Origin of the sequence: Curtobacterium pusillum (assembly GCF_007673235.1) — a bacterium.
Lineage (GTDB): Bacteria > Actinomycetota > Actinomycetes > Actinomycetales > Microbacteriaceae > Curtobacterium > Curtobacterium pusillum_C.
This window is the reverse complement of sequence record NZ_VDZH01000002.1, coordinates 428,393-445,907: the sequence shown is the minus strand read 5'-3', so window position 1 is coordinate 445,907 and position 17,515 is coordinate 428,393. Positions and strand designations below refer to the sequence as shown.

At 71.9% G+C, this 17,515-nt stretch carries 18 protein-coding genes; 4 read left to right on the top strand and 14 right to left on the bottom strand.

Annotated elements, in window-relative coordinates; all coding sequences use genetic code 11:
- Positions 1-7: 7 nt before the first annotated feature.
- On the bottom strand, positions 8-592 hold the full coding sequence (epsC, locus tag FS532_RS06820) for a serine O-acetyltransferase EpsC (RefSeq protein ID WP_260852599.1): 585 nt from the start codon (positions 590-592) through the stop codon (positions 8-10).
- Entirely contained in the window at positions 589-1,527 is a 939-nt protein-coding gene (gene cysK, locus FS532_RS06815; protein ID WP_144751775.1) for a cysteine synthase A, read from the bottom strand. The genes epsC and cysK overlap by 4 nt, the downstream gene beginning before the upstream one ends.
- A 151-nt stretch (positions 1,528-1,678) precedes the next feature.
- Here cysK and FS532_RS06810 point away from each other — a divergent pair, with 151 nt between their 5' ends.
- On the top strand, positions 1,679-2,350 hold the full coding sequence (locus tag FS532_RS06810) for a DUF899 family protein (protein ID WP_144751772.1): 672 nt from the start codon (positions 1,679-1,681) through the stop codon (positions 2,348-2,350).
- 101 nt (positions 2,351-2,451) lie between these two features.
- Here FS532_RS06810 and FS532_RS06805 read toward each other — a convergent pair whose 3' ends face one another.
- Positions 2,452-3,489, bottom strand: coding sequence for a dipeptidase (locus FS532_RS06805; RefSeq protein WP_144751769.1), 1,038 nt, complete (start codon positions 3,487-3,489; stop codon positions 2,452-2,454).
- A 38-nt stretch (positions 3,490-3,527) separates the two neighbouring features.
- Here FS532_RS06805 and FS532_RS06800 point away from each other — a divergent pair, with 38 nt between their 5' ends.
- Together FS532_RS06800 and FS532_RS06795 are read left to right on the top strand one after the other, a co-directional pair.
- Positions 3,528-4,103 carry a GNAT family N-acetyltransferase gene (locus tag FS532_RS06800; RefSeq protein WP_144751766.1) on the top strand — a complete coding sequence of 192 codons (576 nt, stop codon included), beginning with the start codon at positions 3,528-3,530 and terminating at the stop codon, positions 4,101-4,103.
- Positions 4,100-4,597 (top strand): SRPBCC family protein, encoded by a 498-nt coding sequence (locus tag FS532_RS06795; protein ID WP_144751763.1) that lies wholly within the window; start codon positions 4,100-4,102, stop codon positions 4,595-4,597. The genes FS532_RS06800 and FS532_RS06795 overlap by 4 nt, the downstream gene beginning before the upstream one ends.
- Here FS532_RS06795 and FS532_RS06790 read toward each other — a convergent pair.
- Genes FS532_RS06790 through FS532_RS06765 form a run of 6 tightly spaced genes read right to left on the bottom strand, consistent with a single transcriptional unit; the run spans position 4,564 to position 11,673 of the window.
- Complete coding sequence (locus tag FS532_RS06790; protein WP_144751760.1) at positions 4,564-5,397, bottom strand: MurR/RpiR family transcriptional regulator; 834 nt, start codon at positions 5,395-5,397, stop codon at positions 4,564-4,566. The two genes, FS532_RS06795 and FS532_RS06790, sit on opposite strands and share 34 nt — an antisense overlap.
- Positions 5,394-6,653: an allantoate amidohydrolase gene (locus FS532_RS06785; protein ID WP_144751757.1), complete on the bottom strand. Its 1,260-nt coding sequence runs from the start codon at positions 6,651-6,653 to the stop codon at positions 5,394-5,396. The genes FS532_RS06790 and FS532_RS06785 overlap by 4 nt, the downstream gene beginning before the upstream one ends.
- Positions 6,650-7,906 (bottom strand): pyridoxal-phosphate-dependent aminotransferase family protein, encoded by a 1,257-nt coding sequence (locus FS532_RS06780; protein WP_144751754.1) that lies wholly within the window; start codon positions 7,904-7,906, stop codon positions 6,650-6,652. The genes FS532_RS06785 and FS532_RS06780 overlap by 4 nt, the downstream gene beginning before the upstream one ends.
- 43 nt (positions 7,907-7,949) lie before the next feature.
- On the bottom strand, positions 7,950-9,317 hold the full coding sequence (allB, locus tag FS532_RS06775; protein WP_144751751.1) for an allantoinase AllB: 1,368 nt from the start codon (positions 9,315-9,317) through the stop codon (positions 7,950-7,952).
- The gene (locus FS532_RS06770; RefSeq protein WP_144751748.1) at positions 9,314-10,078 is read right to left on the bottom strand and encodes an aspartate/glutamate racemase family protein; all 765 of its coding nucleotides are present in this window, start codon (positions 10,076-10,078) and stop codon (positions 9,314-9,316) included. Before FS532_RS06770 ends, allB begins: the two co-directional genes overlap by 4 nt.
- A 35-nt stretch (positions 10,079-10,113) precedes the next feature.
- The gene (locus tag FS532_RS06765; RefSeq protein ID WP_144751745.1) at positions 10,114-11,673 is read right to left on the bottom strand and encodes an NCS1 family nucleobase:cation symporter-1; all 1,560 of its coding nucleotides are present in this window, start codon (positions 11,671-11,673) and stop codon (positions 10,114-10,116) included.
- Positions 11,674-11,905: 232 nt separating this feature from the next.
- Here FS532_RS06765 and FS532_RS06760 point away from each other — a divergent pair, with 232 nt between their 5' ends.
- On the top strand, positions 11,906-12,457 hold the full coding sequence (locus FS532_RS06760) for a VOC family protein (RefSeq protein ID WP_144751742.1): 552 nt from the start codon (positions 11,906-11,908) through the stop codon (positions 12,455-12,457).
- Positions 12,458-12,473: 16 nt separating this feature from the next.
- Here FS532_RS06760 and FS532_RS06755 read toward each other — a convergent pair whose 3' ends face one another.
- The 5 genes from FS532_RS06755 to FS532_RS06735 form a co-directional block, all read right to left on the bottom strand.
- A complete protein-coding gene (locus tag FS532_RS06755; RefSeq protein WP_222121948.1) occupies positions 12,474-13,877 on the bottom strand; it encodes an LLM class flavin-dependent oxidoreductase in 1,404 nt (467 codons plus the stop codon).
- A gap of 126 nt (positions 13,878-14,003) precedes the next feature.
- Positions 14,004-14,453, bottom strand: coding sequence for a Fe-S cluster assembly sulfur transfer protein SufU (gene sufU / locus FS532_RS06750; RefSeq protein WP_144751739.1), 450 nt, complete (start codon positions 14,451-14,453; stop codon positions 14,004-14,006).
- Positions 14,450-15,751, bottom strand: a complete 1,302-nt coding sequence (locus FS532_RS06745) for a SufS family cysteine desulfurase (protein ID WP_144752620.1) — start codon at positions 15,749-15,751, stop codon at positions 14,450-14,452. Before FS532_RS06745 ends, sufU begins: the two co-directional genes overlap by 4 nt.
- Before the next feature lie 105 nt (positions 15,752-15,856).
- Positions 15,857-16,069, bottom strand: coding sequence for an Rv0909 family putative TA system antitoxin (locus FS532_RS06740; protein ID WP_144751737.1), 213 nt, complete (start codon positions 16,067-16,069; stop codon positions 15,857-15,859).
- A gap of 96 nt (positions 16,070-16,165) precedes the next feature.
- Entirely contained in the window at positions 16,166-17,458 is a 1,293-nt protein-coding gene (locus FS532_RS06735; RefSeq protein WP_144751735.1) for a chloride channel protein, read from the bottom strand.
- Positions 17,459-17,515: the final 57 nt, after the last annotated feature.

The window sequence follows — 17,515 nt, the reverse complement described above, 5'->3', positions numbered from 1 at the left end:
CCGCCCGTCAGAGGGTCGGGACGCCTTCGTGTCCCGAGCGCGGGCGCGCCGTCCCGGCCACACCGGTGACGACCGACCCCGCGGGCACGTCCTTCGTCACCACGGTGTTCGCGCCGACGACCGAGTCCGCACCGACCGTGATCGCCCCGATCAGCGACGACCCCGCGCCGAGCACCACCCGGTCCCCCACCGCGGGGTGCCGGCGAGCGCCCGGTCCGTGGTCGCCACCGCGGCCGCCCAGCGTCACACCGTGGAAGACCACGACGTCGTCGCCGACCACCGCGGTCTCCCCGATCACGACCCCCATGCCGTGGTCGATGAAGAAGCGTCGGCCGATGCGCGCGCCGGGGTGGATCTCGATCCCGGTCACCGACCGTGCGACCTGGCCGATGATCCGCGCCGCGAACCGCGACCCGGGGAGCCCCCGCGCGATCCACAGCCGGTGCGTCAGTCGGTAGGTCCAGATGGCGTGCAGCCCCGAGTACACGATCGCGTTCTCGAGGTCACCACGGGATGCGGGGTCACCGCGGCGTGCTGCGGCCAGGTCCTCCCGGACCGTCCGCAGCACGCCTCGTCGGACGGGACGACTCACGCAGTGAGCCCCTCGAACAGCACGGTCGACAGGTAGCGCTCACCGGTGTCGCACACGATCGCGACGACCCGCTTGCCGGCGTTCTCGGGGCGTGCGGCGATCTCGATCGCGGCGTGGATGATCGCGCCGGAGGAGATGCCCGCCAGGATGCCCTCCTGCGTGCCGAGGTCCCGCGCGACGCGGAGTGCGTCGTCGAGCTCGACGTCGAACACCTCGTCGATGACCGACTGGTCGAGGACCTCCGGGATGAAGTTCGCGCCGATGCCCTGGATCTTGTGCGGACCGGCCTTGCCCTCGGTCAGCAGCGGAGAGTCCTTCGGCTCGACGGCGACGATCTGCACGCCGGGCACCCGCTCCTTGAGCACCTGACCGACGCCGGTGATCGTGCCGCCGGTACCGACACCGGCGACGAACACGTCGACGTGCTCCTCGGTGTCGCGGAGGATCTCCTCCGCCGTGGTCTTCCGGTGGATCGCGGCGTTCGCCGGGGTCTCGAACTGGTGGGCCAGGATCGCGCCGGGCGTCTCGGCGACGATCTGCTCGGCCTTCGACACTGCGCCCTTCATGCCCTCGGAACCCGGCGTCAGGACGATCTCCGCCCCGTACGCCCGGATCAGGGCCCGACGCTCGACGCTCATCGTCTCGGGCATCGTGATGACGACCCGGTACCCGCGCGCTGCGCCGACGAGTGCGAGTGCGATGCCGGTGTTGCCGGAGGACCCCTCGACGATCGTCCCGCCGGCCTGCAGCTCGCCGGATTCCTCGGCCGCGTCGATGATCGCGACGCCGAGGCGGTCCTTCACGCTCGCACCGGGGTTGTAGAACTCGAGCTTCGCCAGGATCTCGGCCCCGCCCGCCTTCGGCAGGCGGTTCAGCCGGACCAGCGGCGTGTTCCCGAACGCCTGCGAGATGTTGTCGTGGATCGTGCCGCTCATCGGTACCGTCCTCTTCGGGTCAGGTCGCGTGCCTCCCCCACTGGAGGCACGGCGTGCGCTGTGATCCTAGCGATCCGACCCAGGGTGTCCCTGTCCGGTGACGCACGCGCGTTCCGCGCGTACCGTGCTCCGCAACGACGAGGAGGTCGCCATGTCCAAGGAACAGCAACCCGACGTCGCTCCACCGGTCGTCGACCGCGATGCGTTCGACGAGGCGCTCGCGGCGCAGGTGCAGGACGAGAAGGAACTCACCCGCCACGGCGACCGAGTCTCCGCCGCTCGCCGACGACTGCCGATGGTGCGTGTCGACGACTACGAGTTCACCGGAGTCGACGGCCCCGTGCGGCTCACCGAACTGTTCGGGGAGCGGTACCTGCTCCTCGTGCAGAACGTCATGTACGGACGGGACTGGGACGCCGGGTGCCCGAGCTGCACGTGGGCCGTGGACAACCTGCCCGCCGACATGGGCCGACTCGACGACGAGGGGATCGCGTTCGCGATGGTCTCCGAGGGACCGATCGAGAAGCTCGAAGCCTGGCGGGCCCAGCACGGATGGCCGCACACGTGGGTGTCCTCTGGCGCGACGAGCTACCACGACGACTGGGGCTGGACCGTGCACAGCGACGACTGGGACGGCCCCGTGCCCGGGTACTCGTACTACCTGCTGCGCGACGGTGTGCCGTACCTGACGTACGCGACCGGTTCGCGCGGCACGGAGGCGATCCTGCCCGTGGCGCACATCATGGACCGCACGGTGTACGGGCGGCAGCAGGACTGGGAGGACAGCCCCGAGGGCTGGCCGCAGTACCCCACCTACGGCTGACGGAGCCGTCACCAGCTGGCCCCCGACGTTTCGCGCTGAGCGACAGTTCTCGCGGTCAGGCGCCCGAGAAGTGTCGCTCAGCGCGAAACTCGGCCAGACCCTCAGCGCACGAACGCCGTGCGCGCGAAGCGCTCGTCCGTCGCCTCGAGCACCCGCAGCACGTTGCCGCCCGCCAGCGCCCGCAGGTCCCCCGCACCCCACCCGCGCCACTGCAACTCCGCCGCGAGCACCGGGTACCGCGACACGTCCCGCAGGTCCGCCGGCAGCACCGGGGTGCCGTCGTAGTCCCCGCCGAGGCCGATGTGCGCCGCGCCCGCGACGTCCCGTGCGTGCTCGACGTGGTCCGCGACGTCGGCGACGGTGACCGGCGGCGGCGAACCAGCTGAGCCAGCAGCGAGCCACGAGGCGTACGCCGCGGAGACGAACTGCGGCACGAACGTGATCATCACGACGCCGCCGTTGTCCGCCAGCCTGCCGAGCACGTCGTCCGGCACGTTCCGCGGGTGGTCGTTGACGGCGACCGTGGACGAGTGGCTGAAGACCACGGGCTGCGTCGCGACGTCGAGGGTGTCGCGCATCGTGGTCGGCGCGGTGTGGGACAGGTCGACGAGCATGCCGATCCGCTCCATCTCGGCGACGACCTCGCGCCCGCGGTCGGTCAGTCCGCCGTGCGGGTGCGACCCGGTCGCCGAGTCGGCCCAGGGGGTGTCGTCGTTGTGCGTCAACGTCATGTACCGGACGCCGAGCCGCGCGAGGTCGCGCAGGACGGCGAGGTCGTCCCCGATCGCGTGCCCGCCCTCGGCGCCGAGCAGCGACGCGATCCGGCCGGAGTCGATCGCCGCACGGACCTCGGCGGCGGTGCGTGCGAGCGCGAGGGTGTCCGGGTACCGCTCGATGATCCGGTGCGCGACGTCGACCTGCTGCAGGGTCGCCCGCACGGGGTCGGGCTCGTCGCAGGGCACGAACACCGACCAGAACTGCCCCACGACGCCGCCGGCACGGAGCTTCGGGAGGTCGGTGTGGAGCGAGCCCTCCTCGGAGTCGATGCCCTCGACCCCGGAGTCGTGGGTCTCGCGGCGTTCCCAGGGCAGGTCGTTGTGGCCGTCGATGACCGGGAACGGGAGCGCGTCGAACGTCATCCCCCGACGCTACCGCCCGTCCTCGTTAGGCTCGGCGGATGGACCCCGTGACGCTCCGCACCGAACGACTCGTGCTCTCGGTGCCGGAACCCTCCGACGCCGAGGACGTCGTCGCCTACGCGAACGACCCTGACGTCATCGCGTACACCCCGGTGCCCGTCCCGTACGGCCACGCCGAGGCCCGGCAGTGGATCACCGAGGTCGTCCGCACGGGCTGGGCGGCCGACACCCGGTACGACTTCGGGATCCGCCGGGCGGACGACCCGCGGCTGCTCGGCACGATCGGCCTGTTCGGCCTCGTCGACGGCGCCGCGGAGATCGGGTACGCGGTGCACCCGGACGGCCGTGGCCACGGGTTCGTGACCGAGGCCGCGGCAGCCGTCCTCGACTGGGCGCTCGCACCCGCCCCCGACGGCCTCGGGTTCGTCCGCGTGCAGTGGCGCGCGATCGCGACGAACACGCCGTCGGCCGCGATCGCGCAGCGACTCGGGCTGCGCTACGAGGGGCGACTCCGGTCCGGCGTGCACCACCGCGGGCAGCGTCACGACCAGCTCATCGCCGCCGCGCTCCGTGACGACGACCGGTCGACGCCCACGGTCTGGCCGACGTCGTGACGGTCGCGTTCCGGGTCGTCACCGAACTGGACGCGCCGCCGGAGCGCGCGTTCGCCCTGTCGCTCGACATCGGTGCGCACGAACGCTCGATGGCCGCCACCGACGAGCGCGCCGTGGCCGGCACGACCACCGGCACGATCGGCCTCGGTGAGAGCGTCACCTGGCGCGCGCGGCACTTCGGGATCGTCTGGCGGATGACGAGTCGGATCACCGCCCTGGAGGCGCCCCACCGGTTCGTCGACGAGCAGGTGCGTGGTCCGTTCGCCCGCTTCCACCACGTCCATCACTTCGAGCCGTCGGCTCGCGGAACACGGATGGTCGACGAGATCGAGTTCCGCGCCCCGCTCGGACCGCTCGGCGTGCTCGCCGAGCGGATCGCCCTGGCGCGGTACCTCCCCCGCCTCATCGCCGAGCGGAACGCCTCACTCGCGGCCGAGCTCCGTGCGGACGGACACGGCGGTCAGGGCGCGGCGAGTTCGCCGAGCGCCTCGTAGGCCTTCGCGACCGCGTCCACCCGCGTCCGGCCACCCGGGCCGGACGCCTCGTAGACGTCGTTCGCGATCGCGGCGACCACCGCGAAGAGCGCCGCCATCGAGTCGAACGCCGAGGGCGAGTCGACCGGGCAGAGGATCGCCGTGTTCGCGGGCGCCGCGATGACGGCGGCGGTCGGGTCGCCGAGGACGACGACGTCGGCACCGGTCGAGACGCAGTGCCGCACGGCCCGGTCCACCCCGGCCGCGTGCCGCCGCACGGTGACGAGGACGACGAGGTCGCGGCGGTCGAGGTCCGCCACCTCTTCCCCGAGACGCTGTCCCGGGGCGGGTCCGACCCGCACGTCCGGTCGGACCTGGGCGAGCTGCGCGCGGAGCTGGAGGGCGATCGGGTACGCACCGCGCTCCCCGATCACGAGCACGCGACGGGCGCGGACGATGCGCCGCGCGAGCCGGGGTCGGTCGGCGCGGGCGAGCGACGCGAAGGCTGCGTCGAGGTTCCGCGATTCGACGGCTCGCTGGTCGACGTGGGCGGCGTCCTCGGCAGCCCAGGGCAGTCCGGTGCCCCGCGCGGACATGAGGCTCTGCCGGACCTCGGCGGCGTCCTGGAACCCCAGGGAGCGGACCAGCCGCGAGACCGTGGCCTTCGAGGTCCCCGACTCGGCGGCCAGTTCGGCCGAGGTCCCGACGAGCAGGAGCTCCGGGTCGTGGCGCACCATCGCGGCGACCCGTCGTTCGGCGGGCGAGAGCTGCTCCCACACCGAGTCGATGCGGGCGCGGACGTCGGGTCCGGCGGTGCTCATGTCCGCGCCACCCGTTCGACCGCGACGGCGAGGGCGTCGAGTCCGAGGGCGATGTCCTCGGTCGAGACGAACTCGTCGGGGTGGTGGCTGATGCCGTCCGGGTTGCGGAGGAACAGCATCGCCACGTCGGTGATCAGCCCGAGCGACATCGCATCGTGCCCGGCACGGGAGAACAGCTCCATCGGGGCAGCCTCACCCGTCGACTCGATGCCCGCACGGACGGCGTCCATCAGCCGCGGTGCACAGAACACGGCGGGGGCACGGTGCACCTCGGTGGGCTCGACGCTCACCCCGCGGCGCTCCCCGATGAGGGCGAACGCCTTGGTGATCTCGTCCCAGACCTCGTCGCGTCCCTCGTCGAACTCCCCGCGGAGGTCGACCGAGAACCGCGCGAGCCCCGGGACGACGTTGACGGCGCCGGGCTCCACGGTCATGGTGCCGACCGTGCCGACGTGCTGCGACGCCCGGCAGATCCGTTCCACGGCGAGCGCGGCCTCGGCGGCGGCGAGCAGTGCGTCGTGCCGTCGCTCGTACGGGGTGCCGCCGGCGTGCCGGGCCTCGCCCACGGCCTCGACCGTGAAGCGCCGGGCGCTCGCGATGCTCGTGACGACGCCGAGTGCCTGCCCGGCCTGCTCGAGGTACGGCCCCTGCTCGATGTGCGCCTCGAGGTAGCCCGCGAGTGTGGCCGGGTCCGCCGCGGCCTCGCCGACCCGTGACGGATCGAGCCCGAAGTCCTCGAACGCCCGACGGAGGGTGACCCGGTCGCCGTCGGCCAGGTCCCACCACGACTCGTCCCAGACGCCGGCGACCGCGGAGGACCCGAGCAGCGCCTTGCCGAACCGGGTGCCCTCCTCGTCGGAGAACGCGATGACCTCGAGCGCGACGGGCAACGGCCCGGCCGCGGTCAGGCGGGCGACGGTGCGGACGGCCATCAGGACCCCGACGATCCCGTCGTACCGGCCGGCGTCGACCACGGTGTCGAGGTGCGAGCCGAGCAGGAGGACCGGGGCGTCGGCCGTGGCACCGTCGACGCGGCCGTGCAGGTTGCCGGCGGCGTCCTGCCAGGTGGTGAGCCCGGCGTCCTGCATCCACCCGGCGACGATCGCGTTGACCCGGGCGTGCTCGGGCGACAGGTAGACACGGGTGATCCGGCCGGTCTCCGCGGTGACGAGGGCCAGTTCGTCGCACCAGCGCGCGACGAGTTCGGCGTCGGCGGTGGCCAGCTCGGTGGCGCGCACCACGGCTGCGGCGCTCACGCGGGGACCCCGACGGGCGAGCCGGAGACACCCGCAGACACGGCACCGGCGTAGACGTCGAGCGCCGCGTCGACGCCCCCGCCCTGCGGCACCGCGTGACCGGCCCGGCGGAGCGCGTGCTCGAGCGCGGCGAGCGTCGTCACGACGGCGTCCTTCCGGGCGTTGTAGCCCATGGTCCCGATCCGCCAGACCTTGCCGTGCAGCGGCCCGAACGACGTGCCGATCTCGATGCCGTGGTCGTCGAGCATCGACGCCCGGACCTGGTCGCCCACGACGTCGGACGGGATCTCGACCGCGACGACGTTGTGCATCTTGTGTCCGAGGTCCCCGAAGACCCCGAGCCCGAGGGCCTGCACGCCGGCGAGCATGGCGCTGCCAGCGGTCTCGTGCCGGGCGATCACCGCGTCGCGGCCTTCCTCGAGCAGGATGCGGGCGCACTCGTTCGCGGCGTAGAGCATCGACGCCGCCTCGGTGTGGTGGTTGAGCCGACGCGGGCCCCAGTAGTCGAGGATCATCGCCAGGTCGAGGTAGTTCGACCGGATCGGCTCGTCGGAGACCTCGTCGCCGGGTTCGCGGATGCCGGCCTCGACGCTGCGCCGCTGGTCGAGGACCTCGACCGCGCGCGGCGACACCGTGAGCGGCGCGCTGCCGGACGGGCCGCCGAGGCACTTCTGCAGCCCGGCGCTCACCGCGTCGATGCCCCACGCGTCGACCTCGAGCGGGTTGCCCCCGATGGTCGCGGTGGCGTCGGTGTAGAACAGCACGCCGTGCCGGTCGCAGATCGCGCCGAGCTCGTCGAGCGGCTGGTTCATCGTCGTCGAGGTGTCGCCCTGCACGATCGCCAGGACCTTCGGACGGACACGGACGATCGCGTCCTCGATCGCGGACGGCGTGAACACCTGCCCCCAGTCGGTCTCGATCGTGTGGACCTCGGCTCCGGCACGCCCGGCGATCTCGGCGAGCAGGTGCCCGAAGCGCCCGAACACCGGCACGAGCACGCGGTCCCCCGGTGCGAGCAGCGACACCAGCGCCGCCTCGATCCCGGCGCGCGAGGTCCCGTCGACGAGGACGGTCGCGTCGTTGTCGGTGCCGAACACCCGCCGGTACAGCTCCTGCGTCTCGTTCATCGTGGTCGTCATCCACGGGTCGTACTGCCCGACGAGCGGGGTCGACAGGGCACGGAGCACGCGCGGGTCGGCGGTGATCGGCCCCGGTCCCATGAGGAGACGGGCGGGCGGGTTCACAGGGAGCATGGTCGGTCCTCTCGTTCCGGTCAAGATCGTATCGGAACGATCGTTACAAGGGTGTTTCGACGAGCACGTCGACGGGCCGTGTGACCAGCCGACCGGCGACGGACGTGACGCCGGCGTCCGAAGACGCGACCAACCGCCCGCGCAACCAGGTCTCGGTGACTCGGCCCCGTGCCTCCAGGCCGGCGAACGCGGAGACCGGGTTGCGGTGTTCGAGCCCGGCCACGTCGATGACGGCCGTGGCAGACGGGTCGAACACCGCGAAGTGGGCCAACGCGCCGGGCGCGATCACGCCGCGGTCGGCGAAGCCGGCGAGCGCCGCAGGGCCGGTCGTGAAGAGCGGCAGGAGGTCCTCGAGGGCGATCCCGCGGCGCGAAGCCTCGGTCCAGACCGCGCGGAACCCGACCTGCAGGCCGGCGATCCCGCCCCACGCGAGGCCCCAGTCGTCGGTCTTCAGGTCCGCGGTGGAGGGCGAGTGGTCCGACACGACCATGTCGATCGTGCCGTCGAGCACGCCGGCCCACAGGGCGTCACGGTTCGCGTCGTCACGGATCGGCGGGCAGCACTTGTACTCGGTCGCGCCGTCCGGGATCGTGCCCGCCTCGAACGCGAGGTAGTGCGGACAGGTCTCGACCGTCAGCCGGACCCCGTCCGCCTTGGCCGCGCGGATCATGGGCAGCGCCCCGGCGTCGGACAGGTGCAGGATGTGGACCCGCGCGCCGGTGGCCCGTGCACCCTCGATGACGCGGGCGATCGCGGACCGCTCCGCGTCGACCGGGCGGGTGACGAGGAAGTCCTGGTAGTGCCCGCCGAGCGCCTCGTGGTCGACCAGGTACTCGGGGTCCTCGGCGTGCACGATGAGCAGGGCGTCGATGCGCGCGACCTCCTCGATGGCGGCACGCAGCTGCGAACCGTCGAGGTGCGGGAACTCGTCGACACCGGACGGCGCCGTGAAGCACTTGAAGCCGAAGACGCCGGCGTCGTGCAGCCGGTCGAGGGATCCGAGGCTCGCGGGGATCGCCCCGCCCCAGAAGCCCACGTCGACGGCGACGCGGCCCTCGGCACTGGCGCGCTTGACGTCGAGCGCCTCGACCGTGGTCGTGGCCGGGATCGAGTTGAGCGGCATGTCGATGATCGTCGTCACGCCGCCGAGCGCGGCGGCCCGGGTTGCTGAGGCGAAGCCCTCCCACTCGGTCCGTCCGGGTTCGTTGACGTGCACGTGGGTGTCGACGAGGCCGGGGAGCAGCACCTGTCCGTCGGGCACACGGCGGTCGTCGAGCGCGGCGACGTCCGCGTCGAACGGGAGGACGTCCGCCACACGGCCGTCGCGGACGACGACCGCGGCGGGGCGGAAGGCGCCGTCGACCCAGGCGCGTTCCGCGCGGAGGACGAGGTCGGCCTGGAGGCCCGTCATGCGTCCGCCCCGACCGTCGCGTCCGCCGACGGGTGGCGTTCGAACCCCGCGAGCAGTCCCGACATCGGCTTGGCCGGTGGGGCGGCGTACTCGCCGTGCTTCCCGGTCGTCAGCCCGAGGCGCACGAGCGACTCGGCGAGCACGGTCGCCGCGGCCACCCCGTCGACCACGGGTGCCCCGATCGCCCGGGACACCTCGGCGCAGAAGTCCGCCATCCCGGCGCAGCCGAGCACGACCGCGTCCGCACCGCCCGCGATCACTGCCCGGCACTCCTCGATCACGAGCGCCCGGGCACCGGACGCCGGGTCGTCGAGCTCGAGGACGGGCACCTCGCACGCCCGGATCTCGGTGACGAGCGACGCGAAACCGTACCGCTCGGCGAGCTCGTGCGCCCGACCGACCGTCCGGCCGAGGGTGGTGACGACCCCGAAGCGCCGTCCGAGCAGCGCCGCCGCGTGGAAGCCCGCCTCCGCGATCCCGACGACGGGTCCGGAGGCGGCCTCCCGCGCGGCGTCGAGTCCCGGATCCCCGAAGCAGGCGACCACGTAGGCGTCCACTCCCTCCTGCTCGCCGATCACGATCTGCTCGAGGAGCCCCGGCACGGCCAGGGCTTCCTCGTAGTGACTCTCGATGGACGCCGGCCCCATGGTGGGGTTGACGGCCTCGAGGATCGTGCCGGGCCCGGCGACCGCGGCGGCGGCGGTGCCGATCGCCGCGGTCATCGAGCTCGTGGTGTTGGGGTTGACGACGCGGATGCGCATCGGGGTCCTTCCGGTGGTGCGGGTGGTGCGGTGGTTCAGGCGCGGCCGGTCGCTGCTCCGTCGTCGACCGTCGGGTCGTCGGCGGCGAGCTCCGGCATGCTCGGGCGAGCACGCTCGAGCCCCCAGAAGACCACGAGTCCGAGCGCGCAGCCGATGAACCAGCTGTAGTTCGACAGCCACGGTACGACGCCGAGGGCCGAGGGCAGGACCGCGCTGGCGACCGAGATCACCCCGGTGACCACGAGCGTCCAGATCGCATTCGGGTTGAAGCCCTTCGCGTACCAGTACCGGGCGCTCGGGTCCTTCGTGTACATGTCGTCGACGGCCACGCGCTGCTTCGCGACGATGTAGTAGCCGGCGATGAGGATGCCGAACAGCGGGCCGATCAGGGCGCCGAGCACCCCGAGCGTGTACAGGATCGCCTGGTCGTTGCCGTACCAGTTCCACGGGGTGAGGAGCACGGAACCGACCGCCGCGATCATCCCGCCGGCACGCCAGCTGATCTTCCGCGGCGCCACGTTGGAGAAGTCGAACGCGGGGCTGATGAAGTTCGCGACGATGTTGATGCCGACCGTCGCGGTGACGAACGTCAGGCCGCCGAGCAGGATCGCGAACGGGGCGCCGATCGCCTGCACGGTCTCGATCGGGTCCGTGATCAGCTTGCCGAACACCGGCACCGTGGCGCTGGCGCAGAGCACGGTCAGCACCGAGAAGAACAGGAAGTTGATCGGCAGGCCCCAGAGGTTGCCGCGCTTCACCGCACCGTAGGACTTCGCGTAGCGGGAGAAGTCGCCGAAGTTCAGCATCGGGCCGGAGAAGTAGCTCACGACCAGGGCGATCGCCGACAGCATCACCGGGATGCTCGCGCTGAAGGAGAGCGGCTCCCCCGCGGACAGCGTGAACGAGATGTTGCCGATGCCCGCCTGCCCGACCAGGTAGACGGCGAGGGCGATCATCACGACGTACACCGCGGGACCGGCCCAGTCGATGAACTTCTTGATCGCGTCCATCCCCATCCAGAACAGCGCGCCCTGCGCCACCCAGAGGATCGCGTACGAGATCCAGCCGAGCGCGGACAACCCGAGGAACGAGTGCTCGAGCAGCCCGGCCGACGCGGGGATGAACTTCAGGAAGATGATGTTGAGCGACTGCGCGGCGAGGAACGTCTGCACGCCGTACCAGGCCATCGCGATGAGGCCGCGGATGATCGCGGGGACGTTCGCCCCGAGGACGCCGAAGACCGCGCGGTTGATCACCGGGTACGGCACCCCGGTGCGCTGGGACGGCTTCGCGACGAGGTTCGCGAACACCTGCACGATGAGGATGCCGACCACCAGGGCGATGAGCACCTGCCAGCTGGCGATGCCGAGGGCGAAGAGCGACCCGGCGGTGACGTACCCGCCGACCGAGTGCACGTCGGACATCCAGAACGCGAAGATGTTGTAGCTCGTCCAGGTCTGCTTGCGCAGCGGGGCGAGGTCTTCGTTGGTGAGCGCCGGGTCGTACCCGGGCTTGACGACGCCGGCACCCGCGGGGGCTGCCGTCGTGAGGGGGGCGTGGGGCGCGGCGACCGGGGTCGCGATCTCTGTAGCCATGGCGTCCTCCGAAGGAGTGGGAAGGGCGAGCGGTGCCCGCCTCTGCCACGAAGCTACGGAGCCTCTTCGAGCCGCCCGTTTCCCCCGTGTAACGGTCGTGTGTCGCGCCACCCGTCCTGAAACGACCGTTCCAGCAGAGGGAGCGCGGTGCGGGCTGCGGCTTGCCGCACGGAAGGCGCACGCGGTGCCGAACGTCTGCCGCGGCGCGGTCGGCCGGTGGTACGAATCACCCATGACCAGGGGAATCAGGATCGACCACGTGGGCGTCACGGTGCCGGACATCGACGCAGCCACGGCGTTCTTCGTGGCGGCGTTCGACGCCGTCGTCCTGTACGACATGCGGTGCCGGACCGAGGCACCGAACAGCTCGCCCGAGGCGCACCAGTACCTCGGCATCCCACCGACGATGGCGCAAGGTGCGATGCGGATGCTCGCCCTGCCCGAGGGCCCGGGCCTCGAGCTGTTCGAGTACCTCGGACCCGACCAGCACGGTGCCGCACACCCGTCGGACCTCGGCTGGCAGCACCTGGCGATCTACGCGGACGACCTCGACGAGACGCTCGCGCGGGTCGAGGCCGCCGGGGGCACGCGCAACTCGGAGCCGCGCGACCTGCGTGGACTCGAGGCGGGCGACGGCAACCGGTTCGTCTACACCCGCACGCCGTGGGGGTCGACGCTCGAGCTCGTCAGCTACCCGTCGCCGCAGCCGTACCTGCTCGGCGCTCCCCGGGCGAAGTGGGCGCCGTGGCCGACCGCTGCCGACGCACTCCCGATGCCACTGTGACCCACGCGCGGGGTGGTCAGCCCACGGCCGAGCGCTGACCGACCCGGAACGACGCTCCCCGGTGCTCCTCCGGCAGCCGGTCGCCGCGGCCGTGCAGCTTGTGGCGGAGCGACCCCTCCGTGTAGCCCTCGGGGTAGGCGCCCCGGGCTCGGAGTTCGGGGATCACGAACTCGATGACGTCCTCCCACGTGCCCGGTGTCACCGCGTACGCCAGGTTGAACCCGTCGACGTCGGTCAGCTCCTGGATCTCCTGCAGCCGGTCTGCGATCGTCGCTCCGCCGCCGACGGCCACCGGCCCCAGGCCGCCGATCGCCGTGTGCCGAGCCAGGTCACGGATCGTCCACGAGCTGCCGTCCTCACCCGTGGCCGCAGCGATGTTCGCCGCGGCGGACTGGATCGCGTTCGACTCGACGTCACCGAGCGGCTCGTCGAGGTCCCACTGCGACAGGTCGACGCCCATCCACCCGGAGTTGAGCACCAGCGCACCGAGCTCCGACGCGTACGACAGGTAGTCCTCGTACTTCGCCTGGGCCAGCTCGTCGGTGGCGTCCGTGATCACGGTGAGCAGTGTGTAGACGCGAGCGGCGTAGCGGTCGCGACCAGCTGCCTCCAGGGCGTCCCGGACCTTCGCGACGGTCGACGCGAGCTGCTCGACGGTCGGTGCGCCCACGAAGACGGCTTCGGCGTTCTCCGCTGCGAAGCGGATGCCGCGCGGCGACGCGCCCGCCTGGTAGATGACGGGCGAACGCTGCACCGACGGCTCGGACAGGTGGATGCCCGGCACGTCGAAGTGCTCGCCGTGGTGCTCGATCGGGTGCACCTTCGCCGGGTCCGTGAAGACGCCGGACGCTCGGTCGGCGACGACCGCGTCGTCCTCCCACGAGCCCTCCCACAGCTTGTAGAGGACCTCGAGGTACTCGTCGGCAACGTCGTAGCGGTCGTCGTGCGACAGCTGGTCGGTCTGGCCCATGTTCCGCGCGGCGCTCGGCAGGTACCCGGTGACGACGTTCCAGCCGACCCGCCCCTTGGTCAGGTGGTCGAGCGTGGAGATCCGCCGGGCGAACGGGTACGGGTGCTCGTACGCCGTGCCCGCCGTGATCCCGAAGCCGAGGTGCTCGGTCACCGACGCCATCGCCGACACCAGCAGGATCGGATCGTTGACCGGCACCTGCGAGCCGGTGCGGAGGGCGGCCTCGTTCGAGTCGCCGTAGACGTCGTACGTGCCGAGGACGTCCGCGATGAAGATGCCGTCGAAGTGGCCCCGCTCGAGCAGCTTCGCGAGGTCCGTCCAGTACGACAGGTCGTTGTAGTGCCGCGACCGGTCGCGGGGGTGCCGCCACAGTCCCGAGGACTGGTGCGCCACGCAGTTCATGTCGAACGCGTTGAACCGGATCTGCCGCTTGCCGTTGCTGGAGGTCACGGGCGCGACGCTACGTGCCGGCCGTGCCCTGGTCCGCACCGTGACGAAGCGTGACGCGCGACCGACCAGCGGCCTGGAGGCGCGGTGCGGGCCCGCCCCGCGCCTCCGGGCCGCTGTCCGGTCGCGTCAGCGGGCCGCGGTCGCCTCGCGGACCGCGGCCTCGGCAGCGACCCACGCGAGCATGCCGCACTTGACGCGCATCACGAACTTCGAGACGCCGTGGAAGGCGATGAGGTCCTCGAGGACGTCCTCGTCGGGTTCGCCGGCACCGCGGGACCGCATCATCGTGCGGAACTCATCGGTGAGTGCCAGCAGCTCCGGGACCGTCCGGCCGACGGCCATGTCGGTGAGCACGGACGCCGAGGCCATCGAGATCGAGCAGCCGTCGCCCTGCCAGCCGAGCTCGGCGACGCGGTCCGTGTCGGGCTCCAGTCGGACGCGCACGGTGATCTCGTCGCCGCACGTCGGGTTGCGTTCGAAGTGCTCGGCGTCGGGGGCGTCGAGCAGACGGTCGCCGTGCCGGGCCTTCGCGTGGTCGAGGATGACCTGCTGGTAGAGGGAGTCGAGGGCGTTCACGACGCTGCTCCTTCGGCGCCGAAGTAGGCGCGGATCTCGCCGACGGCCGTCAGGAATCGATCGACGTCCTGCTCCGTCGTGTACACGTACGTGCTCGCCCGGCTGGTGGCGACGAGACCGAGTCGACGGTGCAGGGGTTGGGCGCAGTGGTGTCCGGAGCGGACCGCGATGCCCTGCGCGTCGAGGTACTGCGAGACGTCGTGCGCGTGCACCCCGTCGACGTCGAACGACACGAGGCCGGACCGGGGCACCTCGGCAGCGGGGCCGACGGTGCGGATGCCGGGGATCGCCGCGAGGCCCTCGAGCAGTCGGCGCGCCAGGTGCTCCTCGTGGGCACGGACGCGTTCCATGCCGATGGCCTGCAGGTACCGGACGGCCTCGGCGAGCGCGACGGCCTGGGACACCGGCTGGGTGCCGGCCTCGAAGCGCTCGGGTGCCGGCATGAAGTCGGTGTGTTCCATCGTCACCGTGGTGATCATCGACCCGCCCGTCCGGAACGGGGGCAGGGCGTCGAGGAGCTCGTGGCGGCCCCAGAGCACACCGATGCCGTTGGGACCGAGCATCTTGTGGCCGGAGAACGCGGCGAAGTCGACGCCGAGCGCCTGCACGTCGAGGGGGCGGTGCGGGGCGGACTGGCAGGCGTCGAGGACGACGAGCGCACCGTGCGCGTGGGCCGCAGCGACCACGGCGGACACCGGGGCGATCATGCCGGTGACGTTCGACACGTGCGCGAACGCGACGACCTTCGTGCGGTCCGAGACCAGGGCGACGGCGGACTCGGCGGTCCAGGTGCCGTCGTCGGCGACCGGCACCCACCGGAGCGTCGCACCGGTCAGCGCCGCGAGCTCCTGCCACGGGACGAGGTTGGCGTGGTGCTCGGCCTCGGTCACGAGGACCTCGTCGCCCGGGCCGATGCGGAAGCGCTCGGCGTCCGCTCCCCCGCGGCCGCGGCTGGCGTTGGCGATGCCGTAGGCGACGAGGTTGAGGGCGTCCGTGGCGTTGCTCGTCCACACGACCTCGTTCGGGGACGCCGCTCCGATGAACCCGGCGACCGTGGCACGGGCGTCCTCGTACGCGTCGGTGCTCAGTGCGGCGAGGGTGTGGGCGCCGCGGTGGACGGCGGCGTTGTCCTGCTCGAGGAACCGGCGTTCGGCGTCGAGGACCTGGCGGGGTCGCTCAGCCGTGGCCCCGGAGTCGAGGTACGCGAGGGGGAATCCGTTCACCTGCTGCTGCAGGATCGGGAAGTCCCGCTTGATCGCCTCGACCTCGGACTCGGTGAGCGGTTGGTTCGGCGCCACGACTGTCACCTCCCCATGGTGGTCCTTCCGCGCGCCGACGTCCAATCGATATGTGCATATCTGATGGGCGCTCGCCGATCGGTCCGGGGTCCTGCTGTCGTGCGACTACTCGTTGCCGACCTGCTTGTCGGCAGCGTCGCGCGCACCCTCGATCTTGTCGTCGAACTTGCCGCCCGTCGCCTTCTTCACCGCGTCGGCGACGCCGTCGAGCACCTTGTCGCTGATGCCCTCGGCCTTCTCGCTCTTCAGGGCGTCCTGGACCTTGCCGTCCTTCAGGAAGTCCTGGGCCTTCTTCGTGATGTCGTCGAACCCCGCCATCGGGTGCTCCTCGCCTCGGTGCGGAGCCCTACGCCCCGTCCTGCCGCCGATGCTAGGCCTGGTGTCCGGGATACGCGCGAGATCGTGACGAACTGTTCAGACCATCTGCGCGCTGCGCCGACGGGCGAGCACGTAGCCGACCGCGACCGAACCGGAGACGGCGAGCAACGACGGGATGAGGATGTCGGTCCCCTGCTGCGTGAACTCGACGACGAGCACGAGCGCGGTGAAGGGTGCCCGCATCGTCGTCGCGAGGAACGCCGCTGCCCCGATGAACGCGAACGCCGTGAGGCTCGGGCCGTCGGTCGGCCAGAGCAGGAGCCAGAGCCCACCGAGGCCGCCACCGACGGCCGACCCGATGGCGATGGACGGGGTGAGCGTGCCGCCGACGGCTCCGGCGCCGATGGTGGCGGAGGTCGTGATCGTCCGGATGACGCCCAGCACGAGCAGGAACACGATCGGCGACAGGCCCGCGACCGAACCGGCATCGAGGGAGGAGTTCATGGCGACGAGCCCGAGCGCCCGGCCGTTGCCGAGGATCTCCGGGAAGGGCACCGCGATGAGCCCCACCATCGCGAAGACGACCGGCAGCACGACGAGCAGGTGCCACCCCTTCGGTGCGAGCCCCTGCAGCCGGTTCGTGAGCTTCACGAAGCCGACCCCGGCGAAGCCGAGCACGGGGCCGACGATCACGGCCCAGACGAGCAGGGACGGCGAGAGGTGCATCGCGGGCACGTGGTACAGGACCTCGTCCGGGATGACGAGGCGCGCGACGAACGCCGCGACCGCACTCGTGGCGAACGCCGGCAGCGCGGTGGCGAAGGTCAGCTCGCCGAGCAGGACCTCGACCGCGAAGAGTGCTCCGCCGAGGGGGACGTCGTACACGGCGGCGAGACCGGCGGCCGCGCCGCAGGCCACGAGGATCTTCGTCTCGCGCCCGGTCAGCCCGGCCCGGGCGGTGACGAGCTGGGCCAGCCAGGCACCGATCTCACGCGGGGCGACCTCCTTGCCGATGGAGGCGCCGAGGCCCACGGCGAGGATCTGCACGCCCGCGTTGGCGACCGTGGCCAGGGACGGCATCCGCTTGCCGCCGACGGCAGCGGGCACCGAGACGATCGGGCGACCCCAGCGTCGGAGGGCCCACCAGGCGAACCCGGTCAGGACACCGGCGGCGACGAGCGCGAGGAACCGGTTCAGTGCCGAGGGGGCGTCGGCTGCCTCGAGGTGGCCGCCGAACGGGTACCCGAACGCGACGAACTGGATGAGCTGCAGGGCGAGCCAGACCGAGACGCCGGCGATGCCGCCCGCGACCCCGACGAGGCCGGTGACCACGGCGAGCTTGAGGGCCCAGACAGGGGTCGTGCGTGTCGCGTGTCCGGTGTGCGGCATATCGGGAAGCCTACTGGCTCACCCCACCGGCACCGGACACGCGAGGACGCCGGACGA